Here is a 21,227-nt window from a genome sequence, read left to right as displayed (position 1 = left end):
GAGAGCTGTCATGTCTTTCTATTGGGAGTCTACTGTACTGGCGATTATTGCGTTCGGCATTTTGTACTTCTTGCTGAACAAGTACGCCTTCGGCCCTCTGTTCTCCATCATGGAGCAGCGCCGTCAAATGGTGCTTGAGCAGATGAACGCAGCCGAGAACAGCCGCAAGGAAGCTTCTGCTGAAATGGAAGCGCAAAAGCAGGCGCTGGCGCAAGCTCGCCAGGAAGCCAACGAGATCATCGAAAAAGCCCGCATTACGAGCACGAAGCAAGCCGACAGCATTGTCGATACTGCCCGTGCGGAAGCGTCGCGCCTGAAAGACGAGGCTGTACGCGACATCGAAAGCGAGAAAAACAAAGCCATCGCATCCCTGCGCAGCGAAGTGGGCAGCATGTCCGTCGCGATTGCCTCCAAAATCGTGGAAAAGCAAATCGACGAGAAATCGCAAGAGCAGATTGTGGATAGCTACCTGAAAGAAGTAGGCAGCAAATGAGCCGCGACACCGTCATCGCAAAAAGATATGCGCAGGCGTTGTACGAAGTTGCGGGCAGCCAAGGCATCGTATCGGAAGTGCGCCAACAGCTGGAACTCGTATCGGAAGCATTGGCCTCCGACGCTGACATTCAGCGTTTCCTGGCGACTCCGGGTATCGAGTCCTCGGTAAAGATTGACCTCATCAAAAAAGCAATCGGGGACCGCGTGTCCTCTATTGTTCTGAATACCGTCAAGGTGCTCATCGAACGCGGCCGTTACTCGGCTGTGCGCGACGTGTACGCAGCATACAGCCGGATCGCCGACGAGGCTTCCGGTGAATCCCGCGCCACGATTTACACAGCGCTTCCGCTGCAGGCGGCGGAGCTGTCCAAGGTTGTACAGCAATTCAGCGCCATTTCGGGCAAACGGATTATCGGCGAGCAAGTTGTAGATCCTTCCCTGATCGGCGGAGTTAAAGTGCGCATCGGCGACAAGATTTACGACGGCTCCCTCTCCGGCAAGCTGGAGCGGCTGAGCAAACAAATGAATTTCTAAGCACTGTAGACAGGGGTGAAGAAGTTGAGCATCAGACCTGATGAAATCAGCACGCTGATTAAGCAGCAGATCGAACAATATAAATCCGACATTCAAGTGGATGAGGTCGGCACGGTCATCCAAGTCGGCGACGGTATCGCGCGTGTTCACGGCCTGGAAAACGCGATGGCCGGAGAACTTCTTGAGTTCTCGAACGGCATCGTAGGCATGGCACTCAACCTTGAGGAAAGCAACGTCGGTGTCGTTATCCTCGGTCCTTACACGGGTATTCGTGAAGGCGACCAAGTAAAACGTACGGGACGCATCATGGAAGTTCCAGTCGGCGAAGCTCTGCTGGGCCGCGTCGTAAACGCTCTGGGCGAGCCGCTTGACGGCAACGGCCCAATCGCGGCGACGGGTTCCCGTCCTGTAGAATCTCCTGCTCCGGGCGTTATGGCCCGTAAATCCGTATTTGAGCCAATGCAAACCGGCATCAAAGCGATCGACGCGATGATTCCGATTGGCCGCGGCCAGCGCGAGCTCATCATCGGCGACCGTCAAACGGGTAAAACGCAAATCGCGATCGACACGATCGTAAACCAAAAAGGCAACGGCGTTATCTGTATCTACGTTGCAATCGGCCAAAAGCAATCCACCGTTCGTACCGTTGTTGAGTCCCTCCGCCGTCAAGGCGCGCTGGACTACACAATCGTTGTTACGGCGAGCGCTTCCGAGCCATCCCCAATGCTTTACATCGCACCTTACACGGGCTGCGCGATGGGCGAGTACTTCATGTACAACGGCAAACACGTCCTCGTTATTTACGATGACCTGTCCAAACAAGCCGCCGCATACCGCGAGCTGTCCCTGTTGCTCCGCCGTCCGCCGGGCCGCGAAGCATACCCGGGCGACGTATTCTACCTGCACTCCCGTCTTCTGGAGCGCGCAGCCAAGCTGAACGACGAGCTCGGCGGCGGTTCCCTTACGGCGCTTCCGTTCATCGAGACTCAAGCGGGCGACATCTCCGCTTACATCCCGACGAACGTTATCTCCATCACGGACGGCCAGATCTTCCTGGAGTCGGACCTGTTCTACTCCGGCCAGCGTCCAGCCGTTAACGTTGGTAACTCCGTATCCCGCGTAGGCTCCTCCGCCCAAACAAAGGCGATGAAAAAGGTAGCCGGCACGCTCAAGCTCGACCTTGCCCAATACCGTGAGCTGGCGGCATTCGCCCAATTCGGCTCCGACCTGGACAAAGTAACAAAATCCCGTCTGGACCGCGGCGAGCGCACGCTTGAAATCCTCAAGCAAGGCGTTAACCAGCCGCTTCCGCTGGAGAGCCAAGTCGTATCCCTGTTCGCGGTTACCCGCGGCCATGTGGATGAGATTCCGGTTCAGGACGTTCGCCGCTTTGAAGGCGAGCTGCTGAGCTACATTGGCGCGAACAAGCCGGAGATTCTGGCTTCGATCCGCGACACGAAAGACCTCAACTCGGACAACGAGAAAGCTCTTGTTGCTGCCATCCAGGACTTCAAGAAAGGCTTCTCCCGTTCGGTTTAATAGCTTGGAACGATGATGCCGGTCCCCGAGCCCAATTATGGGAGCGGGGGCCGAAAAGTAAGGTGGTGACAACAAATGGCTAAAGGCATGCGCGAGATTAAGCGCTCGATCAAGAGCAAGCAGAACATGAAGCAGATTACCAAAGCGATGGAAATGGTCGCTGCGGCCAAGCTTCGCCGTTCGCAGGAAGCGGCCCTCTCGGCCCGCCCCTACACGGACAAAATCCGCGAGGTTGTATCCAGCATTGCTGCCGGCGCAGGGAACATCAAACATCCGATGCTCCAAAAGCGCGAGGTGAAAAAGACGGCTTACCTGATTATCACCTCCGACCGCGGTTTGGCAGGCGGCTACAACATCAACGTACTCCGTAAGCTGATGAGCACCATTGCCGACAATCACCGTTCCAAGGATGAGTACGAGATCCTGGTGGTTGGACGTAAAGGCTCCGCTTATCTGAATCGCCGCAGCATCAGCATCGCCGAGGAAGTCACCGGCATTTCCGATGCTCCGAAATACGGCGACATCAAGCCGGTTGCCTATAAGGCGGTTCAAGGCTTCGAGGACGGCCGTTACGATGAGGTGTATATCATTTACAACCGCTTCGTAAATGCTCTGTCCCAGATCCCTACCCTCAAAAAACTGCTTCCGCTCAGCACCGATGAATTCAAAGGTACTGCGGCACAGTACGAGTACGAGCCGGACGCCGAGTCCGTGCTTAGCGTACTGCTTCCGAAATATGCGGAAACGGTCATTTACAGCGCAATTCTCGAAGGCAAAGCCAGCGAGTTCGGCGCTCGTATGACAGCCATGGGCAATGCGACGAAAAACGCGACGAAGATGATAGGCGAGCTGACGCTTACCTACAACCGTGCGCGGCAAGCTGCGATTACGCAAGAAATTGCCGAAATCGTCGGCGGCGCCAACGCCCAAGGATAACCGGAGCGCCAGCGCTTTCCAGCCTTCCTATGGCGGAAAGCCCGGCCTCCTTGCATAACTGCCCCCAAGCAAGGCGACAGATGTTCACCTTGCGTTTTATAGATACGACTATCTTTCAGGTACAGGAGGGACCCCCATGAGCAACGGTCGCGTTGTCCAGGTACTGGGCCCGGTTGTCGACGTACAATTCGACAACGGCCATCTGCCGGACATCTTGAATGCCATTAAGATTGAACAGAAAGCAAAAAGCGCTTCCGAAAAAGATGTGAGGCTGACTCTTGAAGTTGCTACGCATCTCGGAAACGATACGGTCCGCTGTGTCGCTATGTCCTCCACGGACGGACTCGTACGCGGAACAGAAGCAGTAGACACAGGCGCTCCGATTACGGTTCCTGTAGGACCTGCTACGCTTGGACGCGTATTCAGCGTTACGGGCGAGCCGATCGACGGCAACGGCGAGGTTGACCGCAGCATTGCGCTGCCAATTCACCGCCAAGCTCCAGTATTCGACGAGCTGTCCACCCAGCAAGAAATTCTGGAAACCGGCATCAAGGTTATCGACCTGATGGCTCCGTACGCCAAAGGCGGTAAAGTCGGCTTGTTCGGCGGCGCGGGCGTAGGTAAAACGGTAACGATGCAGGAGCTTATCCACAACATCGCTTCCGAGCACGGCGGTATTTCCGTATTTGCCGGCGTAGGCGAGCGTACTCGTGAAGGTAATGACCTTTACCACGAGATGAGCGATTCCGGCGTTATCTCCAAAACCGCGATGGTATTCGGCCAAATGAACGAGCCTCCAGGCGCGCGTCTGCGCGTAGCCCTGACGGGTCTGACGATGGCGGAATATTTCCGTGACCAAGAGAACCGCGACGTTCTTCTGTTCGTCGACAACATCTTCCGCTTCACGCAAGCGGGCTCCGAAGTATCCGCCCTCCTCGGCCGTATGCCGTCCGCGGTAGGTTACCAGCCTACGCTGGCAACCGAGATGGGTCAGCTTCAAGAGCGTATCACATCTACGAAAAACGGCTCCGTAACGTCGATCCAAGCGATCTACGTTCCTGCCGATGACTATACTGACCCGGCTCCTGCTACGGCGTTTGCCCACTTGGACTCCACGACCAACCTGGAGCGTAACATCGCCGCTATGGGTATTTTCCCGGCCGTTGACCCGCTGGCTTCTTCTTCCCGCGTTCTGACGCCGGAAATCGTCGGCGAAGAGCACTACCAAGTAGCGCAAGGCGTTAAAAAGCTGCTTCAGCGCTACAAAGAGCTGCTCGACATCATCGCCATCCTTGGTATGGACGAGCTGTCTGAGGACGACAAACTGGTCGTTCTGCGCGCTCGCCGCATCCAGCTGTTCCTGTCCCAGCCGCTGCACGTTGCCGAAGCGTTCAACGGTATGCCTGGCCTGTACGTGCCGGTTAAAGACACGGTTCGCAGCTTCAAGGAAATTCTTGACGGCAAGCATGACGATCTTCCTGAGCCGGCCTTCCACAACGTCGGAACGATTGAAGACGCCGTTGCCAAGGCGAAGAAACTCGCTCAAGAGGTTTAATCCTCGGCGGATGGAGGTATCGTATGAGCACCCTACTGCTTGAAATTGTAACCCCTGAGCGCACGGTCTACGCCAAGGATGTCAACATGGTCATCCTGCGCGGCGTCGAAGGCGAGATGGGCGTACTGCGGGGCCATGTCCCGACAGTTACCCCGCTCAAAATCGCCGCAGTCGTAGCGAAAATCGGCGGTAAAGAAGAACGCATCGCTGTAAGCGGCGGCTTCGCCGAGATTCGCCATGAGAAGGTTGTTATTCTCGCCGAAAGCGCAGAGCTTCCGAACGAGATCGACCTGGATCGTGCGCAGCTGGCGAAGAAACGCGCCGAAGACCGTCTGCGCACCAACAGCCGCAAGGACGAGGTGGATTTCCGCCGCGCCGAGCTGGCTTTGCAGCGGGCGATGAACCGGATCAGCCTTCGCGGCTAATTCCTAATCAACGTAATGAACAGCTCTGTTGTCCTTCATGGACGGCAGAGCTGTTTTTTTGCGCTGCAACTTGCAGTGAAGTTTGGGGCCAAAGATTGACCTGCCGGCTGCTGGATTAAAAATTATTTTCCCCCAACTGCTGTACGGAATTGAAAAGTTGTTCACAATTCATACAGCTGTGGATAACTTGTTGGCAAAACCAGTGAAAACTGTGCACAACCCTGTTAATAAGCTGTGGGTAATCCCGTTTTTTGAAGGAGGGATGACGTTCGCCGCATCATTCGATAAAATGATAGGAACAGGAAGAGAGCGGGAGCGTGAAAATCGATGATCGATATCCATACGCATATATTGCCGGGCATAGATGACGGAGCACGTCATGAGGAGCATCTGCTGGAGCTGGCTGCCGCCGCTGTTCAGGAGGGTATCACCGATATTATAGCTACGCCCCATCACGCAAACGGCGTATACTGGAACCCGGGAGCAGAAGTAACAGCACTGCTGGAACGGTCCCAACAGCTTTTGACTGAGCGGGGTTTTTCCCTTCGACTTCATGCGGGCCAGGAGATTCGGGTTCATGCCGAATTGCTGGACAATTTGGAGTCCGGAGAGCTGCTGACGCTGGCCGGAACGTCATATATGCTGCTGGAAATGCCGACGGAGGAAATTCCAGCTGAAATGAGCGAGCTTATTTATGAGCTGACGCTGCTCGGTATCCGGCCTGTTATTGCCCATCCGGAGCGGAATATGACCGCACTCAGAGAACCGCATCTGTTGGAGGAGCTGATCCAGGCGGGGGCATGGACTCAAGTAACGACGCATTCACTGCTCGGTCTTTATGGCAAAACATTCGAAAAAGGCGCTTGGTCGATGATGAGAAACGGGCTCATTCATCTTGTTTCTTCGGATGCCCATCATCCCCGCCGCAGGGGATTCCGTCTCGCTGAAAGCTATTCGCTTATTGCATCGCGGATGGGGGGACAGGCCCGCCTGTATTTTGAGGCTAATGCGGCGAGGCTGCTCTCTAACGAACCTTTAGAGCCATCGGGAGAACTGCTTGCCCAGGCTCAAGGTGCAGGTACAAGAGGGCTTCTGCGCGGACTATTCGGCCGTAGAGGTAGATAAAGAAGATTATATTGAATGTTAAAAAAGCGCAGGGATGCTCCCCGACGCTTTTTCGTTGTAAAGCTTATTTTATCAAGAATTGACTCAGGTACGGTGGAGAAGCGAGCAGAACAGAAACATCCTATCCGTTTGTCGGACGGATCACATAGAGCGCCCGCTCGGTATTCACGCGGATGCCGTCGCCTTCCTCTTCCACCGATGCACTGGACTGCAGCGGAATTTCATACGAATCCCCCGGAACGGGTTCCCGGCCGCTGTCGGTGACAATTACAGCCGCTCCATGGAGCAGCACAATGTCGCCGGAAACATACCCGTCCGAACCAGGATTTCGCAGCAGCTCTGCTCCGCCCAAATTCATGCTGATTGTATCTACGTCTCCATCTTCTTCCTTCAAGATATCCATTTCCAGGCCTTTGCGCTGCTCCAACAGCTTCAGCAGCTGCACTGCCTGATCCGTAAAGCTTGCTTTAGCCATCTTCCATCTCCGCCTTTCCCCTGATGGGTGGTTGTATACATGCTATACACCATCCGGCGAAAATGAAGCAGACAAACTGGAACCGAGCAGGCGCGACGAGGGCCGGTCAATCTCAAAGGGCTCAAGAAGCGCATGACAATAGCGGGGAAGAGGGAGAGTTGCGGCTTCGGATTCAGAAGACTAGTCGTCAAATCTGCCGTAGCTGCGGGCATAGTTGAGCATTCGATTGTAGACGGTACGGTTTAGCTGTTTAATAGGACCAAATTGAGGGTGGTTCGTATTCACCTCGATAATCCACAGTTTACCGGAACGGTCGATTGCAAAATCAATGCCCATCTCGTTCATGCCGCTATACTGGCTCGACAGGGAGCGGCTCACGGCAAGCGCTCTCGACTCCATCCAGCTGATTTTGGATTGAACCGATGAAGGAGACAAGCCCTGCAGCTCCAAAAGCCTGGACAGCATGTACAGTTTAGCCCCTTGATGGACATTGGTTACGATTTTGCTGGGCGAAGCGACTTTGGCGAACATCCCGGTGCACGTCCAGCTGCCGCCCGGCCTCCGCTGCACCATTACGCGCAGATCATAAGGCTTTCCGTCAAACCGATCCAGCAAAATGCCTTGTTGAATGAACAGTTTTCCGGAGCTTTGCCCATTTTTTAAATGGTAATAGACGCTGTCGATGGTCGGAAAATAACGGGTTGTCTGGCTGCGTGATACGGTTGAGACGAGCTCATAGCTGCCGCCTGCGGATAGGCGCAGCCGATGAATGCCAATCCCGAGAGAGCCGATATCCGGCTTGATGTAAAGCCTGTTGAAGCGGGAGGCCATATTTTTTAGCCGGTTGAGCGTAAACGGCGCTGCTGCAGGAACCATGGAAGCTGTTGCAGCGTCTTTAAGCAGCATGCGGCTTACCCGCAGCTTGCCCCAAAGAGAGCGGGATTTGTAGGTTTTGGTGTACTTTTTAATCAATGGCATGCGGGTCACCTCATTTTACCTTATGAAATTGGGACTGGCGGGGGTTGTGCGCATGACATGCCAGGGTAAAAAAGGCGTTTAACGGATAAAGCATGCGTTGCCTGCGCAACCTTTGGTGGATTGCCTGCAGATGTTTGTCCCGCCTCAAAGCAGGGTAATAAGCCGGTAGCAGGCTTTACACTAACTAAATCCAACCGTAATTTCTGAAAGGGGATATGAGCCATGGCAACACAAGCTGCAAGCCGTTCCAAAGCCAATACAAAAACCCGCGAGGAGCTGAACAAACAGGTTGCTTCGCTGGGCGTCCTTTATATGAAGCTTCATTCGTTTCACTGGAATGTGACCGGGCCGAACTTTTACACGCTGCATGTTAAATTTGAGGAGCTGTATAACGCGGTTACGCTTATGTTCGACGAAACTGCGGAGCGCCTGATCGCCATCGGCGGCAAACCGGTATCCACGATGAAGGGCATGCTTGCGGAATCGTCCATCAAGGAAGCGACGGAAAAAGAGGATGCCGAAACGATGGTACGCTCGCTCATCGACGACTTTGAGCTGCTGGCATCCGATTTGAAGAAGGCTGCGGAAACGGCTGATGGGGAAGAGGATCCGGCTACGGCGGATATTTTGACCGGTATGGTTGAACAATTGGATAAACATCGCTGGATGCTCGAGAAATTCAACGGTTAATCTGGCTATAAGGCATTGAGCCCCTCCGCGCTGCGTGAGGGGCTTGTTCCATAGCTGGGAAAGGCTTGGTTTCACCTGCAAAATAGCCCGTTTCGCGATTCCCGGCTAAAGATTTGCCGTGAGCTTTTTTGAAAGCGATTCGTCGGTTCATTCCGGATAATTTTCACAAAAGAAAAGGGAAAAGCGGCCTTCGGAGCGAAAAAGGAAAGCAGTGAAGGAATTGACGCGGGAGTCCTTATCCGGGAACGGAGACGGCAGAAAGGCATCGGCCTGGTATAAGTTGCGATTTGAATTAATGCAGCGGCAAGGGAGCCGCTTTATGGATAAGCTTGACGGTTGGCAGGGATAGAAGCGCCGGAACGTCATAGGATAGATACGTAGCAAAGGATTGAATGCTCATGAACCGATATGGAAAAGCGCCGCGGCTTGCCTGCAAGCTGACGGCAGCGCTCGCGGCAGCCGGACTGCTTGCCGCGGCGCCAGTGCCGGCCGCTCTGCAGGCCGGCAGCTTTGCTGCGCCGGCCGCAGTCCGCGCCGGCGCGCCTGCGCCTGCGCCAGCCCAGCAGCAGCATAGCTGGCTGCAGGGCAGGCGCGATCCCGGGCAGCGTACCGCCCTGCCCGGGACAATCGTGCTCCACCGCCGCGACAACCCGGCGGTGGAGCTTGTCGCGCCCGAACCGGGCGCGGACCCAGCCGCGTGGCTCAAGCGGCTGAGGGCGACGCCAGGCGTCGCCTACGTGCACCCGAACGAACCGGTTCGGGTGCTAAACGCGCCCGGCGCGGCGGCGGCAAAGCTCGCCTCCGCGCTGGTCAGCCCGCTAGCCGCCGCGCCGAGCGATCCCGGCCTGGGCAAGCAGGCCTATCTGAAGCAGATCGGTGCGCGGGAGGCATGGTCCGCGATGCGTCCTCAATCCTCCGTCATTATCGCGGTTGTGGATACCGGCGTTGATCTTGACCACCCTGATCTAAAATCCAATCTGCTGAAGGGCGTTAACCTGCAGAAGCCGGGTTCGCCGCCGGAGGACGACAACGGCCACGGCACGAGCGTAGCCGGCGTCATAGCGGCCAGCGGCAACAATGCCTCCGGTATATCGGGCATTTTGTGGAAAGCGAAGCTGCTGCCGGTTAAAGCTCTCGACGGTGAAGGCTACGGCGACGAGCAGCAGCTGGGAGAAGGGATTTTGAAGGCGATGGATAAGGGAGCGCGCATCGTAGTGCTCTCTGTAGGGCTGTACCATTCTTCCCCTTACATGAAGGAAATTGTGGAGCTTGCCGAACGAAAAGGCGTGCTGCTTGTTGCCGCTGCAGGCAACGATGCGCTTCGCTTCGGCTCCAAAACGACCGTGAAATATCCCGCTGCTTATCCAACCGTGCTCGCAGTGGGCGGAGTCGCTTCCAACGGAGTGCCGGAAAAGCGCAGCACGCGGGGGCCGGAGGTGGATTTGGCAGGAGCTTGGCAGGTGTATACAACCGAAGCTGGAGGGGGCTACCATTACGAAGAGGGAACCTCGATGGCCGCGCCGCAGGCTGCAGCCGCAGCCGCGCTGCTCTGGACCAAGTACCCAAGTCTTAAACCGTACCAAATCCGTTCTCTGTTAAAACAAACGACCAAGGACACCGCGCCTGGCGGATTTGACTCCGCAACGGGTTACGGATTATTGCGCATGGAAAAAGCGCTGAAGGAAAAATATAAGGCCGATCCGTATGAACCGAACAACAAGTCCGAGACAGCAGCGACGCTTCCGCTGGGCAAACAGCTGTCCGCAGAGCTTATGGGGGCCGACAGCGACTGGTATCAGATTGACAGTCCGTTCGACGGCGTCGTTACGCTGCGGGTGCGCCAGCTGCTTTCTGCCGGCCAAAATCCGGCTGCCATCGGGCTCCGGCTGGAGCAGCCGGGTGGCGCGGTAGAGAAACAGCTGAAATTAAGCAACAATAATCTGGTCTGGAACGTTAAAAAAGGAGCCAATTATATTCGGCTGCAACATGCCGGCAACGGCAAGGCGCGGCAGCCGTATATGCTTACGGCCGCCCTGCATATGAGAGCGGATTCGTTTGAGCCGAACGAGCAGGCGGAGAAAGCTGCCGCGCTGCCGGACCGCACCCAGCAGGTGCGCGGAACATTTCATCAGCTAAACGACCGGGACTGGTACTCGCTGCGCGTAACCTCCAAAGGAACGCTGCGCATCCAGCTGGATGCCGGAACGATGCGGATCGACCCGGCTTTTGCGTACCGCAAAGCGGGCGGAGCTGAAGTGACCGTAGATTCCGGCGCGGAAGGAGCGGCGGAGGTTTCAGCGCTCATCGATGTTTCGCCGGGAACGTATTACATTCGGGTATGGGACGCTTCGGAGCCGCAGGCGGAGCTGACCTCGGGTTATTACACATTGGGCTTATCGAGAGAAAAGAAAAAATAAATCCGCGCTTCCAGCGCGGAATCTCCAACATAACGGGAAGCGAGCCGATGAAATACATAGCGCTTCCGCTGTTTGTAGTGCCTTACTTAATTAAGCTTATCTTTTGAACTTAGATGTTATATCGTGATATCGATCGTTTCATTAAAAAGGAATCAGAGCCGTTTACCGGCAAGAAATCGGGGTTATTAAATGAACAGCAATATAGACGGAGCCTTTTCTTCGCTTGGCTTGACGGGGTTATTTTCCATCATTATTACGATACTGAGCATTCTGCTCGCTTGGTATTTGTTGCAAGAACTGAAGCTGGATCATTGGTTTAAGCAGCCGCGCAGCCCGAGAGCAAGAGTGTTTATCGCCGTATTGGCGGTCATCATCGGACATCTTTTTGCGCGATTTATTCTGGATTACTGGTCTTGGACGAATGTGCTCAAGCTGATGTAAAACAAGCAAAAACGCGGTCAGCTGCCAGACGATCCTTCGAATAACGGGGGAAGCCTTTGCAGAGACTAAATGCAACCTACGGTCACAAACGATGCCAAGCTTCCGAATGTTATAACCGTTGTCAACAGAATTCGATCTTTTGCCATCAATTACCGGTCGAATGGGCTCATATTAAAATTAGTTCTTGTCGATTTCTGTAGACGAGTGTTAATATGGTCTGTGGTATTCTGGGTTATTCTTTTCTTTTTTAACCGGAAGCCCTCTACATCCATTACCTATGCCAATAAACGTTTGAGCTTGAAACAGTCTAAACATCCATCTCGAATAGAAGAAATACGCTAAGAAAACGCAGCGTCCGGAGGGAACGGAATTATGAGCAAAATTGTCGTTAGAGGAGGCCGCAGGCTGGAAGGAACGGTACGTGTGCACGGAGCGAAAAACGCTGTGCTCCCGATCCTTGCCGCCTCCCTGCTCGCTACGGAAGGAGAAAGCGTCATTTGCGACGTTCCCCTCCTCGATGATGTCCTGACGATCCGTCAAGTGTTAGAAACGCTTGGAGCCAAAACCGGAATCGGTCACGATTCCATGACTATCGCAGCGGAGCAGCTGACTTCCTGTGAAGCGCCTTATGAGCTGGTCAGCAAAATGCGCGCATCGTTCCTGGTTATGGGGCCGCTTCTCGCCCGTTTGGGCAAAGTCCGCATCTCCATGCCAGGCGGCTGTGCAATCGGCACAAGGGCGATCGATCAGCATTTGAAGGGCTTTGAGGCGCTTGGCGCCGAAATTACAATTGGCCAGGGCTTCGTGGAAGCGACAGTTCCGGGGCGCCTGAAAGGAACCAAAATTTATCTGGACTGCGCCAGCGTCGGCGCGACGGAAAACATTATGATGGCCGCTGCGCTTGCGGAAGGCACAACAACGCTTGAAAATGCCGCCAAGGAGCCGGAGATCGTCGATCTGGCCAACTACCTGAATGCTATGGGCGCCCGCGTTCGCGGCGCAGGCACGGGCATGATCCGGATTGAAGGCGTGGAACGCCTGACCGGCGCCCGCCACCATGTCATTCCGGATCGGATTGAAGCAGGCACATTCTTGATTGCCGGAGCGATTACCGGCGGAGATGTGTTCGTGGAAGGCGCAATTAGCGATCACTTGGGGCCGGTTATTTCCAAGCTGCAGGAGATGGGCGTTCAGCTGACAGAGTCGGATACCGGAATTCGCGTACAGGCGAACCGCCCGCTGCGCAGCGTCGATGTGAAAACCTTGCCGCATCCCGGCTTCCCGACCGACATGCAGTCCCAGATGATGGCGCTGCTGCTTGTATCGGAAGGCACCTCCGTCGTTACGGAGACGGTGTTCGAAAACCGCTTCATGCATGTGGATGAATTCCGCAAAATGAACGCCAGCATCAAAATCGAAAGCCGTTCCGCTATTATTACCGGCGGCGTTCCGCTGTACGGCGCAAAAGTCACCGCTACGGATCTTCGGGCCGGAGCTGCCTTGATTTGCGCAGGACTTGTTGCCGACGGCGAAACCGAGGTTGGCGGACTGCATCACCTTGACCGCGGTTATGTCGATATTGCCGGCAAGCTGGCTGCTCTGGGAGCCGACATTTACCGTACGGAAGAAGAGGTTGAGGTTCAGGAGCTTGTGGAACCGATCGTGCTTTCCTCGCTGAAGGGCTCGTCCGAGAGCGAAGAAGTGCATGTGGCTGCAGCTGCTGCTTCCGAGGAAGAAGGCTACAAAGCCGAGGAGCAGGTTGCGGTTGAAGACGTTGAACCTACGCTGGCGTAATCATTTAGTCAGCGGTCTAAGAACTAAATAGAGATTGGGAGTGGAGCGCCGGTTGCCGGGGCTCTTTTTTTGTTCAGTTCCACACCTTTTTCACAATCCTCACAATGTTCATGGTCCGTTCATTTGCCCATGGTATTTTTCTGGTGATAAAGCACCGAGGAGGAGTTGGGCGGAATGCGGAAATGGGTTCTTGTTCTGGGGGTTCTATTGGTGGCCGGCGGAGGTTACGGTTATTATGCCTACCGTACGAAGGCGGAGGCTCCTGCTGCGGCTGCGGCTTCGGCCCGGACCGTGCAAGCGACGCAGGGAAAGCTGGAGGTTAAAGTGTCCGGCAGCGGGACGGTAGCCGCAGACGATGCCAGAGTATTGAAAGCCGGATATAAGGGAACGGTGGAAAAGGTGTTCGTATCCGCCGGAGATAAAGTGAAAAAAGGCCAGAAGCTGGTGACGTTCCAAAAGGCCGACAATGACATGGCGATTCGCCAGAAAAAGCTTGAGCTCGCAAAAGGGGAGCTGCAGCTCAAAGGGTTGAAGCAGCAGTATTGGCAGGAGAGCGACGCCGATAAACAGGACGAGCTTATGCTGCAGATCGATACCGCCAAGCTGACGCAGGAGCAGCTTCAGGCCGAAATCGATGAGCTGGAGGCGGAACAGGCCGAAAATAACGATCTTGTGGCCGATGCGGACGGCACAGTAACGGCAGTGTCCGTATCGAGCGGTCAAGAGCTGAACGGCAACGAGGATGCGGTAACTCTGACCGATTACAGCAAGCTGACCTTTACGATGAGCGCCGACGAGCTGGATGTGCCGAAGCTGAAGACGGGCCAGACGGCCTCCATCTCGCTGAATGCGTTAGCGGACCGGACGTTTACAGGCAAAATAACGGAAATTGCCCGTGAAGGCGAATCCAGCAACGGTGTGGCGACTTACCCCGTGACGATTCAGCTGAGCGAGCTGGACGGCGTGCTGGCCGGAATGTCCGGCTCGGTAGAAATTGTGACTGACACCGCCGAGAACGCGGTGCTGGTGCCGATTGCTGCGGTTGTTCAGCTTAACGGCAAGTCCTATGTGCGGGTTCCCGATGACGGCTCCGCCAGCGGCGCAACAGGAGCAGAGGAACAAACTGGAGCAGAAGGCTCCGGTCAATCCGGCGGTGCGGACAGAGGTTCAGGAGTCGGGAACCGCCATAATACTGCGGGAGGCTTCCAAGCGCCAACCGGAACCGGCGCAGGCGCATCCAGCCAGATGGCTAGCCGGATGGCTTTAGGCGGACGGATGGTGGAAGTGAAAACAGGACTCTTCAATGACCAGTACGCTCAGATTGAGTCTGGACTGAACGCCGGAGATTCCGTGCTTGTTCCTCTCCCGACCGGCACGCAGGGCGGAAGCACTGGCTCCTCCGGGAATGTCCGGATGATTCAGGGCGGAATGGGAATGGGAGGCATGGGCGGCGGCTTCCAGAGGGGAGCCGCTCCAGGAGGCATGGGTGGCGGCATGGGAGGCAGGAACTGATGGCTCTGCTAAAATGGGGAAACACTGCAGAAAATCTCCCGGCTGTCCCATCTGCCGCCGAGCCGTTGATCGCCATTCGCGACGTGAACAAAAGCTACCGCATGGCGGGTGAAGAGACGCCTATTTTGCGGTGCGTCAATCTGGACGTCATGCCGGGAGATTTTGTGGCCATTATCGGGCCGTCCGGCTCGGGCAAGTCAACGCTGATGAATGTCATCGGCTGCCTGGATACGCCGACCTCCGGCAGTTACAGGCTGGACGGCCAGGAGGTGGGAGGGCTGAGCGAAAACCGGCTGGCGGAGGTGCGCAACCGGGGCATCGGCTTTATTTTTCAAAGCTTCCATCTGCTTCCCCGGCTTACCGCCCGTGACAATGTGGAGCTTCCGCTCATCTATCGCGGTCTATCCTCCAAAGAGCGGCGGGAAGCGGCAGAGCTGGCGCTGGTCAAGGTCGGCTTGGGGGATCGTATGGACCACCGTCCGAATCAGCTGTCCGGCGGCCAGATGCAGCGTGTGGCTATCGCGCGGGCGCTGGCTGGAAATCCGCCGATTTTGCTCGCGGATGAGCCGACAGGCGCGCTGGATACAAAAACGGGCGACGAGGTGCTCGGCCTGATCCAGGAGCTGAACGTCCTTGGACATACGATCGTACTGATTACGCATGATCTCGATGTAGCGGCAAGAGCCGGACGGATTGTCACGATGAAGGACGGGCTGCTGACGGAGGAAGGAGGGGTGGCTCGTGAAGCTTTGGCAAGGCGTTCGAATGGCGCTGAGCAGCATACTCGCTAACAAGCTGCGGACGGCGCTGTCCATGCTGGGCATTTTGATCGGCGTCGCAACGGTCATCTCGCTTGTTGCGATGGGGCAGGGCTCCGCCAACGAGGTGAACAGCCAGCTGCAAGGATTGGGCACCAATATGCTGTCGGTGTCCGTCAACGGACGGGGCAGCAGCACGGCTTTAACGCTTCCGCAGGCGGAGTCGCTTGGCGAAGGGGTGAGCGGAATCGACGGCCTGTCGCCTACCGTCAGCGGCAGCGCGTCGGCCAGGTACGGAAGCGTGGAGACGGAGTCGTCCGTCACCGTTGAGGGCGTAACGCCTGACTATGAAGAAGTGGCGGACTTTCATCCCCAGGAAGGGCGGTTTATCGCTCCGCTTGACCTGACGGCCTATAACAAGGTCGCATTGCTGGGGGTGGATACGTCGGAGGAGCTGTTTGGCGCGGGAGTCAGTCCGGTCGGAGAATCGATTCTGCTGAACGGGGTTAAGTATAGGGTGGTTGGGCTGCTGGAGCCGAAGGGCACCTCGTTAGGCGCATCCAACGATGAAAAAATAATCATTCCCATCACGACGGCTCAGCGCATGTTCCAATCCGCAGGCGTGAGTACGGTATCGGTCAAGGTGGAGTCCGAGCCGCAAATGGATGCCGTAACGGCTGCTCTGGAGTTGAAGCTGGCCGATATTTTCCGGGGGGATACGAACAGCTACCGCATTACGAACTCCGAGGAATTAAAGGAAACGGCCGCCTCCGTGTCGAAAACGATGTCCACTATGATGGCGGGTGTAGCTGCTATTTCCCTGCTTGTCGGCGGAATCGGCATTATGAATATTATGCTCGTGTCGGTAACGGAACGCACGCGGGAAATCGGCATCCGCAAAGCGCTGGGCGCGCGCAAAAGAGATGTGCTGTTCCAGTTTCTCGTCGAGGCGGTGTCCATCAGCAGTCTGGGAGGGCTGCTGGGCATTGCGGTTGCCTACGTCGCTTGTTTTGCGATGCAGGAGTATGCGGGCACGGCAGCTGTCGTTGAGCCGGATATCGTCGCTTATTCCTTCGCATTTTCCGCGCTGGTCGGCATTTTGTTTGGCATCTTCCCGGCCAACAAGGCCGCTTCGCTGAAGCCGGTTGACGCTCTGCGCCACGATTGATTCGCGGCTAATCCGCTTTTAGTTCATGTTTGTATTTTTGGAGGGATCCGTTCATGAAAACCCCTTTGATTCTGCTGATCGAGGACGATCCGCTTATTACCGACCTGGTAGAGCTTTATTTGGAGCGCTACGGCTTTCACTATGCGACCGCCCATGACGCGGCCTCGGGACTGGCGCGTTTTTACGAGCAGGTTCCCGACCTGATCGTGCTGGACATTATGATGCCTGGCCGCGACGGTTGGAGCGTATGTGAGGAAATTCGGCGGACAAGCGCCGTCCCGATTATTTTCCTGACGGGCAAAGGGGAAGGTTACGATAAGCTGAAGGGGTTCTCCATGGGAGCGGACGACTACATGGTGAAGCCGTTTGACGCCAAAGAGCTCATTGCGCGCATCCGCGCCGTGCTGAAACGGACGCATCCGACTTTGTTTAAAGAGAGCGTTGAGTTCCCTGATCTGATCGTTGATGCCACGGAATACCGGGTGCTCGTGCGCGGCGTTAATGCCGGATGCGCTCCGAAGGAGGTTGAGCTGCTCTACTGTCTGGCCTCCCGCCCCGGCAAAGTATTTACCCGCGATGAGCTGCTGCAAAATATTTGGGGCATGGATTATTTCGGAGACTCCAACACGGTGGATGTTCATATTAAACGCATTCGGGACCGCATCGGGGATCATGCCGCATGGCGGATCGGGACCGTACGCGGCGTCGGCTACCGGTTTGAGGTGAATTCGGAATGATTCAGAAGCTCGCGGCGCAGGCGGCAAAGGTCAGGGAGCGTTCCAGCTGGCTGCTCACGAAGCTGGGGATGAACCGCATTTTTGCCAAGGTGCTTGTCATTTCGCTGCTGATCCTTACCGTCACATTTCTGATCTATACACTTATATCCGGTACCTTGCTTAAGCGGGAAGTGACCGAGCGCCAGAAACAACGGGAATACGAGGACATGAGCCGCATGATTACGCTGCTGGAAACGGCTCAGCGCGAAGGCTGGACGGATGTTACGACCCAGAGAGGGCTGCGTCTCATTTTGCCGCCGCAAATGAAAACGGTTCTGATTATTGACCGCCAGGGACGATATGTTCAGATGGGGGGAGTGCCGCTCCCGGATGGCGAAATCCGCGATATTGTCAACGCCGCCGGAATCGGAAGCGCCGAGTCTCTGCAATCCACAACGGTGGAGAAGGATTCCCGAAAATGGATGGTGACTTCCCAATACGCTGCATCAATCGACCGGTATGTCGTGTCGCTGTCTGGCGGGCTGCAGAATGAGCTGCGCCGAATGCAGAGTCTGAACTGGCTGTCGATTGCAATTGCTTTGGCTGTCTCGGTCATTTTCTCCTGGATGTTTTCCCGTTACATGACGATACGGATCCAGCGTATGAGCCAAGGGGCGGAGCGGATTGCAAAGGGCAGGTTCGACACGCAGATCAGCGATCCTTCTGCAGATGAGCTCGGCCAGCTGGCCGTTTCTTTGAACCGGATGGCATCCGAGCTCGAGGCTCTGGAGGGAATGCGCCGGGATTTTCTCGCTAATGTATCGCATGATTTGCGTTCTCCGCTCACCTCCATCCACGGTTATGTGGAGGCAATTCTTGACGGCACCGTGCCGCGCGAGCGGGCGGACCACTACCTGCGGATTACGCAGGATCAGACCGTTCGGCTAATCAAGCTGGTGAACGATTTGCTGGATATGACCAAAATCGAGTCGGGGCAGTTCGACGTACAGCCGACGGAGTTCGATCTGGCCGAGATGATCCGGCAGCTGCTGGCGCGTATGGAATCAACCTTTCAGCATCACCAGGTGCGTTATGAAATCAACGGAGCAGCCGGCGGCGGAACACCCCGGAATCGCGGTGCAGGCTTCCAGCAGCAGCCTGACGAGGGCTGGGAGCTGCGGATGCCGGAAGCTTTCGCTGAGCCTGAAGGAGCTGCGGAGGAAAGGGATGCGGATGCGGATGCGGCTCGTGCTGCCCAGGTGCGGGTAATCGGCGATCCCTACCGTTTGGAGCAGGTCATGATAAATCTGCTGCAAAACGCGATGGCCTTTTCGCCCCGGCAATCGACCATCTATGTCACGCTGGATTGCCGCAAGGATGATGTCGCCGTTTCGATACGGGACGAAGGAATCGGGATGAAGGAGGAGCAGCAGCAGCTCATATGGGATCGTTTCTATAAAAGCGACGAGGCAAGAGGCGCGCGCGGAGGCACCGGAATCGGCCTGTCCATCGTGAAGCATATTCTCGATGAGCACGGTTCGCTCATCGAAGTGGAAAGCAAGCCGGGGCGCGGCAGCGTCTTCCGCTTTTCTCTCAAAAAGGCGCGCAGCGGCGAGAAAGACAAGCTTTGATTGAAATCTAGTCTTAGTCAACTCTTTTAGGTTTCCAAAGGATTTTGGAGAGCCGCTTCGGCGGCTCTTTTTTTGTTTTTACGGGCATCCGGCTGTTTCTTGGTTTGTTCTCTCTCTATCTTTTGGGGTTCTATTCTATGTTTACGGTCTCATAGTTTGTATAGACGAGATGAAATAGAAACCAATTGCCGGTACAGGCTGAGCCGAGCTGTCCAGCCCAGGTCCGGCAGGAAGGAAAGGGGCAAGGCGACAAATGGCGAGTGAACGTAAAACGAATGGTACGAACAATGCACGACAGAGGAGAGGAGCGGAGAAGCAGGCGGAGGTTTCGGTCCTCCGGCATAATCCCAGCGGGAGCAGGTTCAATGGACTTAAGCTGTTCGTTAAAAGCAGCCGGTCCCGCATGCGCTTAAACGGCGCGGCGCCAGACCGGACCAAAAAGCTGAGGCCGGGGCTTCCGGCTAGCCCTCCCAATCGGCCGTTGCTTGCGAGACCGGGTGAACCGGAAAAAAACGGAGCGAAGTCCAGTATGATGACGAAGGCTGGGGAGATGTTCAACACGGTCTCAGCCGTCCGGCAGACCGCACCCGCTCAGGCATCCGGCCAGCGCCCTCCTTCACAGATGTCCCCATGGACGCTGATTGCGCTCAGCGCTTTGACGGCGGCGGCAATTCTAATTCCCGGCTTAATCGTCCAGCAGCAAAGTGCAGGAAACGGGCCGTCATCCGAAGCGGCAAAGTCCGGTTACGGCGCTTCTTCTGCGGCTGGTGCGGAGCGTCAGCCGATGTTTGCGGCTTCCGGCGGGCAGCTGGTTCCGCTGTTGGGCGGAGCGGCGGATGCTCCGGGAAGCGAGACTGCCCCTCCGGGCGGAAGCGGCAGTCAAACCAAGCCAAAGGGAGACCCCTCCGGCACTAATGGCACCGCTTCTAACGGGGGGACGGATATCGGCACGGGCAATTCCGGGACGGATAATCCCGATAAGACGCCTGACGGAACGGGAGCGAATGGAGGGACGCCGCAGAACAAACCGGGCAGCAATGCTGGCGGCGGATCTGTATCCGAAAAAGGAGCCAGCGAACAGACCGCTTCGCTTCCGTCTCCTGGCGCGCTTGACCGCATGATCGTGCGTGTTTATTTGACGGCAGAGAAGCGGGTGGAAAAAGTGCCGATGGAGCTTTACGTGCGTGGCGTGCTGGCCGGAGAAATGCCGGTAACCTTTGAACCTGAGGCGCTGAAGGCGCAGGCAATTGCCGCCCGTACGTATATGGTGAAGCGGCTTGCTTCCGAGGACCGCACCGGAATGCCGGTGGACAATGCGGATGTTACGGATACGACAGCCCATCAGGTGTATGTGCCGCTGAAAAAGCTGCTGAACCGCTGGAGCGACAAGGAGCAAAAAGCAAACCTGGACAAGCTGAATGCGGCGGTGCAGCAGACAAGGAGCCAAATTATTACGTATGAGGGGCAGCCGATCGACGCCTTATTTTTCAGCACTAGCAACGGGTATACGGAAAATTCCGAGGACTACTGGGGCTCAAGCCTCCCTTATCTGCGCAGCGTATCCAGCCCGTGGGACAAAAAGATCAGTCCGGAATTCAAGGAAACGACCAAGATGAGCCTGGCGGCATTTTATAAAAAGCTGGGCGTCAGCGGCAGAACGTCGGCCCGCAGCATGCGGGTGCTGGATACGACCGACGGCCGGCGTATTCGGGAAATGACGGTTGGCGACAAGGTGTTCACCGGCCGCCAGGTGCGGGAGAAGCTTGGCTTGGCATCAACTCAGTTTACTTGGAAGATTACTGGCAAGGAAATCGAGATCACTACGTTCGGGTACGGGCACGGCGTCGGCATGAGCCAGTGGGGTGCGGATGGTATGGCCAAAAACGGCAGCACTGCCTACCAGATCCTCTCTCATTATTACACGGGCACAGAAGTCATACGCACGGCTTCGCTGCCCCGCACCCCTGTTTAAGCGGTGGCCGCTAGGTAATCTACGAAATTCTCTTCTCTTGTAATTTCTCTATCTCCTCACGTATAA

19 protein-coding genes are annotated in these 21,227 nt (G+C 56.1%); 17 read left to right on the top strand and 2 right to left on the bottom strand.

All coding sequences use genetic code 11. The features are described from left to right. Positions 1–10: 10 nt before the first annotated feature. The 7 genes from atpF to M3223_RS09475 all read left to right on the top strand — a co-directional run bounded on the left by atpF (position 11) and on the right by M3223_RS09475 (position 6,609). Positions 11–493, top strand: coding sequence for a F0F1 ATP synthase subunit B (gene atpF / locus M3223_RS09505; RefSeq protein ID WP_251561067.1), 483 nt, complete (start codon positions 11–13; stop codon positions 491–493). Continuing rightward, on the top strand, positions 490–1,029 hold the full coding sequence (locus M3223_RS09500; protein WP_251561066.1) for a F0F1 ATP synthase subunit delta: 540 nt from the start codon (positions 490–492) through the stop codon (positions 1,027–1,029). The genes atpF and M3223_RS09500 overlap by 4 nt, the downstream gene beginning before the upstream one ends. A 24-nt stretch (positions 1,030–1,053) precedes the next feature. Further along, positions 1,054–2,568, top strand: coding sequence for a F0F1 ATP synthase subunit alpha (gene atpA / locus M3223_RS09495; RefSeq protein WP_251561065.1), 1,515 nt, complete (start codon positions 1,054–1,056; stop codon positions 2,566–2,568). A gap of 75 nt (positions 2,569–2,643) precedes the next feature. Then, positions 2,644–3,504 (top strand): ATP synthase F1 subunit gamma, encoded by an 861-nt coding sequence (gene atpG / locus M3223_RS09490; RefSeq protein WP_251561064.1) that lies wholly within the window; start codon positions 2,644–2,646, stop codon positions 3,502–3,504. Between the two features lie 136 nt (positions 3,505–3,640). Then, positions 3,641–5,059 (top strand): F0F1 ATP synthase subunit beta, encoded by a 1,419-nt coding sequence (atpD, locus tag M3223_RS09485; RefSeq protein WP_251561063.1) that lies wholly within the window; start codon positions 3,641–3,643, stop codon positions 5,057–5,059. 23 nt (positions 5,060–5,082) lie between these two features. After that, positions 5,083–5,484 (top strand): F0F1 ATP synthase subunit epsilon, encoded by a 402-nt coding sequence (locus M3223_RS09480; protein WP_251561062.1) that lies wholly within the window; start codon positions 5,083–5,085, stop codon positions 5,482–5,484. Positions 5,485–5,811: 327 nt separating this feature from the next. Next, complete coding sequence (locus tag M3223_RS09475; RefSeq protein ID WP_251561061.1) at positions 5,812–6,609, top strand: tyrosine-protein phosphatase; 798 nt, start codon at positions 5,812–5,814, stop codon at positions 6,607–6,609. Between the two features lie 121 nt (positions 6,610–6,730). Here the strand turns inward: M3223_RS09475 and M3223_RS09470 are convergent, their stop codons facing one another. Further along, positions 6,731–7,084, bottom strand: coding sequence for a hypothetical protein (locus M3223_RS09470; RefSeq protein ID WP_251561060.1), 354 nt, complete (start codon positions 7,082–7,084; stop codon positions 6,731–6,733). A 180-nt stretch (positions 7,085–7,264) separates the two neighbouring features. After that, positions 7,265–8,062, bottom strand: coding sequence for a YheC/YheD family protein (locus M3223_RS09465; protein ID WP_251561059.1), 798 nt, complete (start codon positions 8,060–8,062; stop codon positions 7,265–7,267). A 222-nt stretch (positions 8,063–8,284) separates the two neighbouring features. On the opposite strand from M3223_RS09465, the gene M3223_RS09460 reads away from it, so the two are divergent. The 10 genes from M3223_RS09460 (at position 8,285) to spoIID (ending at position 21,161) form a co-directional block, all read left to right on the top strand. After that, complete coding sequence (locus M3223_RS09460) at positions 8,285–8,752, top strand: Dps family protein (protein WP_251561058.1); 468 nt, start codon at positions 8,285–8,287, stop codon at positions 8,750–8,752. Positions 8,753–9,150: 398 nt separating this feature from the next. Continuing rightward, positions 9,151–11,169, top strand: a complete 2,019-nt coding sequence (locus tag M3223_RS09455) for a S8 family serine peptidase (protein WP_251561057.1) — start codon at positions 9,151–9,153, stop codon at positions 11,167–11,169. Between the two features lie 189 nt (positions 11,170–11,358). After that, positions 11,359–11,610 carry a DUF1146 family protein gene (locus tag M3223_RS09450; protein WP_251561056.1) on the top strand — a complete coding sequence of 84 codons (252 nt, stop codon included), beginning with the start codon at positions 11,359–11,361 and terminating at the stop codon, positions 11,608–11,610. Between the two features lie 372 nt (positions 11,611–11,982). Continuing rightward, on the top strand, positions 11,983–13,404 hold the full coding sequence (gene murA, locus M3223_RS09445) for a UDP-N-acetylglucosamine 1-carboxyvinyltransferase (protein ID WP_251561055.1): 1,422 nt from the start codon (positions 11,983–11,985) through the stop codon (positions 13,402–13,404). A gap of 174 nt (positions 13,405–13,578) precedes the next feature. Further along, positions 13,579–14,916: an efflux RND transporter periplasmic adaptor subunit gene (locus M3223_RS09440; protein WP_251561054.1), complete on the top strand. Its 1,338-nt coding sequence runs from the start codon at positions 13,579–13,581 to the stop codon at positions 14,914–14,916. A 101-nt stretch (positions 14,917–15,017) separates the two neighbouring features. Then, the gene (locus tag M3223_RS09435) at positions 15,018–15,707 is read left to right on the top strand and encodes an ABC transporter ATP-binding protein (protein ID WP_435368009.1); all 690 of its coding nucleotides are present in this window, start codon (positions 15,018–15,020) and stop codon (positions 15,705–15,707) included. Beyond that, positions 15,658–16,842 (top strand): ABC transporter permease, encoded by a 1,185-nt coding sequence (locus M3223_RS09430; protein ID WP_251561053.1) that lies wholly within the window; start codon positions 15,658–15,660, stop codon positions 16,840–16,842. Before M3223_RS09435 ends, M3223_RS09430 begins: the two co-directional genes overlap by 50 nt. 53 nt (positions 16,843–16,895) lie before the next feature. Further along, positions 16,896–17,579, top strand: coding sequence for a response regulator transcription factor (locus M3223_RS09425; protein ID WP_251561052.1), 684 nt, complete (start codon positions 16,896–16,898; stop codon positions 17,577–17,579). Continuing rightward, on the top strand, positions 17,576–19,189 hold the full coding sequence (locus M3223_RS09420) for a sensor histidine kinase (protein ID WP_251561051.1): 1,614 nt from the start codon (positions 17,576–17,578) through the stop codon (positions 19,187–19,189). Before M3223_RS09425 ends, M3223_RS09420 begins: the two co-directional genes overlap by 4 nt. 253 nt (positions 19,190–19,442) lie before the next feature. Continuing rightward, positions 19,443–21,161 (top strand): stage II sporulation protein D, encoded by a 1,719-nt coding sequence (gene spoIID / locus M3223_RS09415; protein WP_251561050.1) that lies wholly within the window; start codon positions 19,443–19,445, stop codon positions 21,159–21,161. The last annotated feature ends 66 nt before the right edge of the window (positions 21,162–21,227 follow it).

This window comes from Paenibacillus pasadenensis (genome assembly GCF_023715725.1).
Classification (GTDB): domain Bacteria; phylum Bacillota; class Bacilli; order Paenibacillales; family Paenibacillaceae; genus Paenibacillus_O; species Paenibacillus_O pasadenensis_A.
Note: the sequence above shows the minus strand (reverse complement) of the source record. Positions and strands in the feature narration are given on the sequence as shown.

Excerpts from the sequence above, each read along its gene's own strand:
- atpF (WP_251561067.1), top strand. The coding sequence starts at position 11 with ATGTCTTTCTATTGGGAGTCTACTGTACTGGCGATTATTGCGTTCGGC.
- M3223_RS09500 (WP_251561066.1), top strand. The coding sequence starts at position 490 with ATGAGCCGCGACACCGTCATCGCAAAAAGATATGCGCAGGCGTTGTAC.
- atpG (WP_251561064.1), top strand. The coding sequence starts at position 2,644 with ATGGCTAAAGGCATGCGCGAGATTAAGCGCTCGATCAAGAGCAAGCAG.
- atpD (WP_251561063.1), top strand. The coding sequence starts at position 3,641 with ATGAGCAACGGTCGCGTTGTCCAGGTACTGGGCCCGGTTGTCGACGTA.
- M3223_RS09480 (WP_251561062.1), top strand. The coding sequence starts at position 5,083 with ATGAGCACCCTACTGCTTGAAATTGTAACCCCTGAGCGCACGGTCTAC.
- M3223_RS09475 (WP_251561061.1), top strand. The coding sequence starts at position 5,812 with ATGATCGATATCCATACGCATATATTGCCGGGCATAGATGACGGAGCA.
- M3223_RS09470 (WP_251561060.1), bottom strand. The coding sequence starts at position 7,084 with ATGGCTAAAGCAAGCTTTACGGATCAGGCAGTGCAGCTGCTGAAGCTG.
- M3223_RS09465 (WP_251561059.1), bottom strand. The coding sequence starts at position 8,062 with ATGCCATTGATTAAAAAGTACACCAAAACCTACAAATCCCGCTCTCTT.
- M3223_RS09460 (WP_251561058.1), top strand. The coding sequence starts at position 8,285 with ATGGCAACACAAGCTGCAAGCCGTTCCAAAGCCAATACAAAAACCCGC.
- M3223_RS09455 (WP_251561057.1), top strand. The coding sequence starts at position 9,151 with ATGAACCGATATGGAAAAGCGCCGCGGCTTGCCTGCAAGCTGACGGCA.
- M3223_RS09450 (WP_251561056.1), top strand. The coding sequence starts at position 11,359 with ATGAACAGCAATATAGACGGAGCCTTTTCTTCGCTTGGCTTGACGGGG.
- murA (WP_251561055.1), top strand. The coding sequence starts at position 11,983 with ATGAGCAAAATTGTCGTTAGAGGAGGCCGCAGGCTGGAAGGAACGGTA.
- M3223_RS09440 (WP_251561054.1), top strand. The coding sequence starts at position 13,579 with ATGCGGAAATGGGTTCTTGTTCTGGGGGTTCTATTGGTGGCCGGCGGA.
- M3223_RS09435 (WP_435368009.1), top strand. The coding sequence starts at position 15,018 with ATGGCGGGTGAAGAGACGCCTATTTTGCGGTGCGTCAATCTGGACGTC.
- M3223_RS09425 (WP_251561052.1), top strand. The coding sequence starts at position 16,896 with ATGAAAACCCCTTTGATTCTGCTGATCGAGGACGATCCGCTTATTACC.
- M3223_RS09420 (WP_251561051.1), top strand. The coding sequence starts at position 17,576 with ATGATTCAGAAGCTCGCGGCGCAGGCGGCAAAGGTCAGGGAGCGTTCC.
- spoIID (WP_251561050.1), top strand. The coding sequence starts at position 19,443 with ATGGCGAGTGAACGTAAAACGAATGGTACGAACAATGCACGACAGAGG.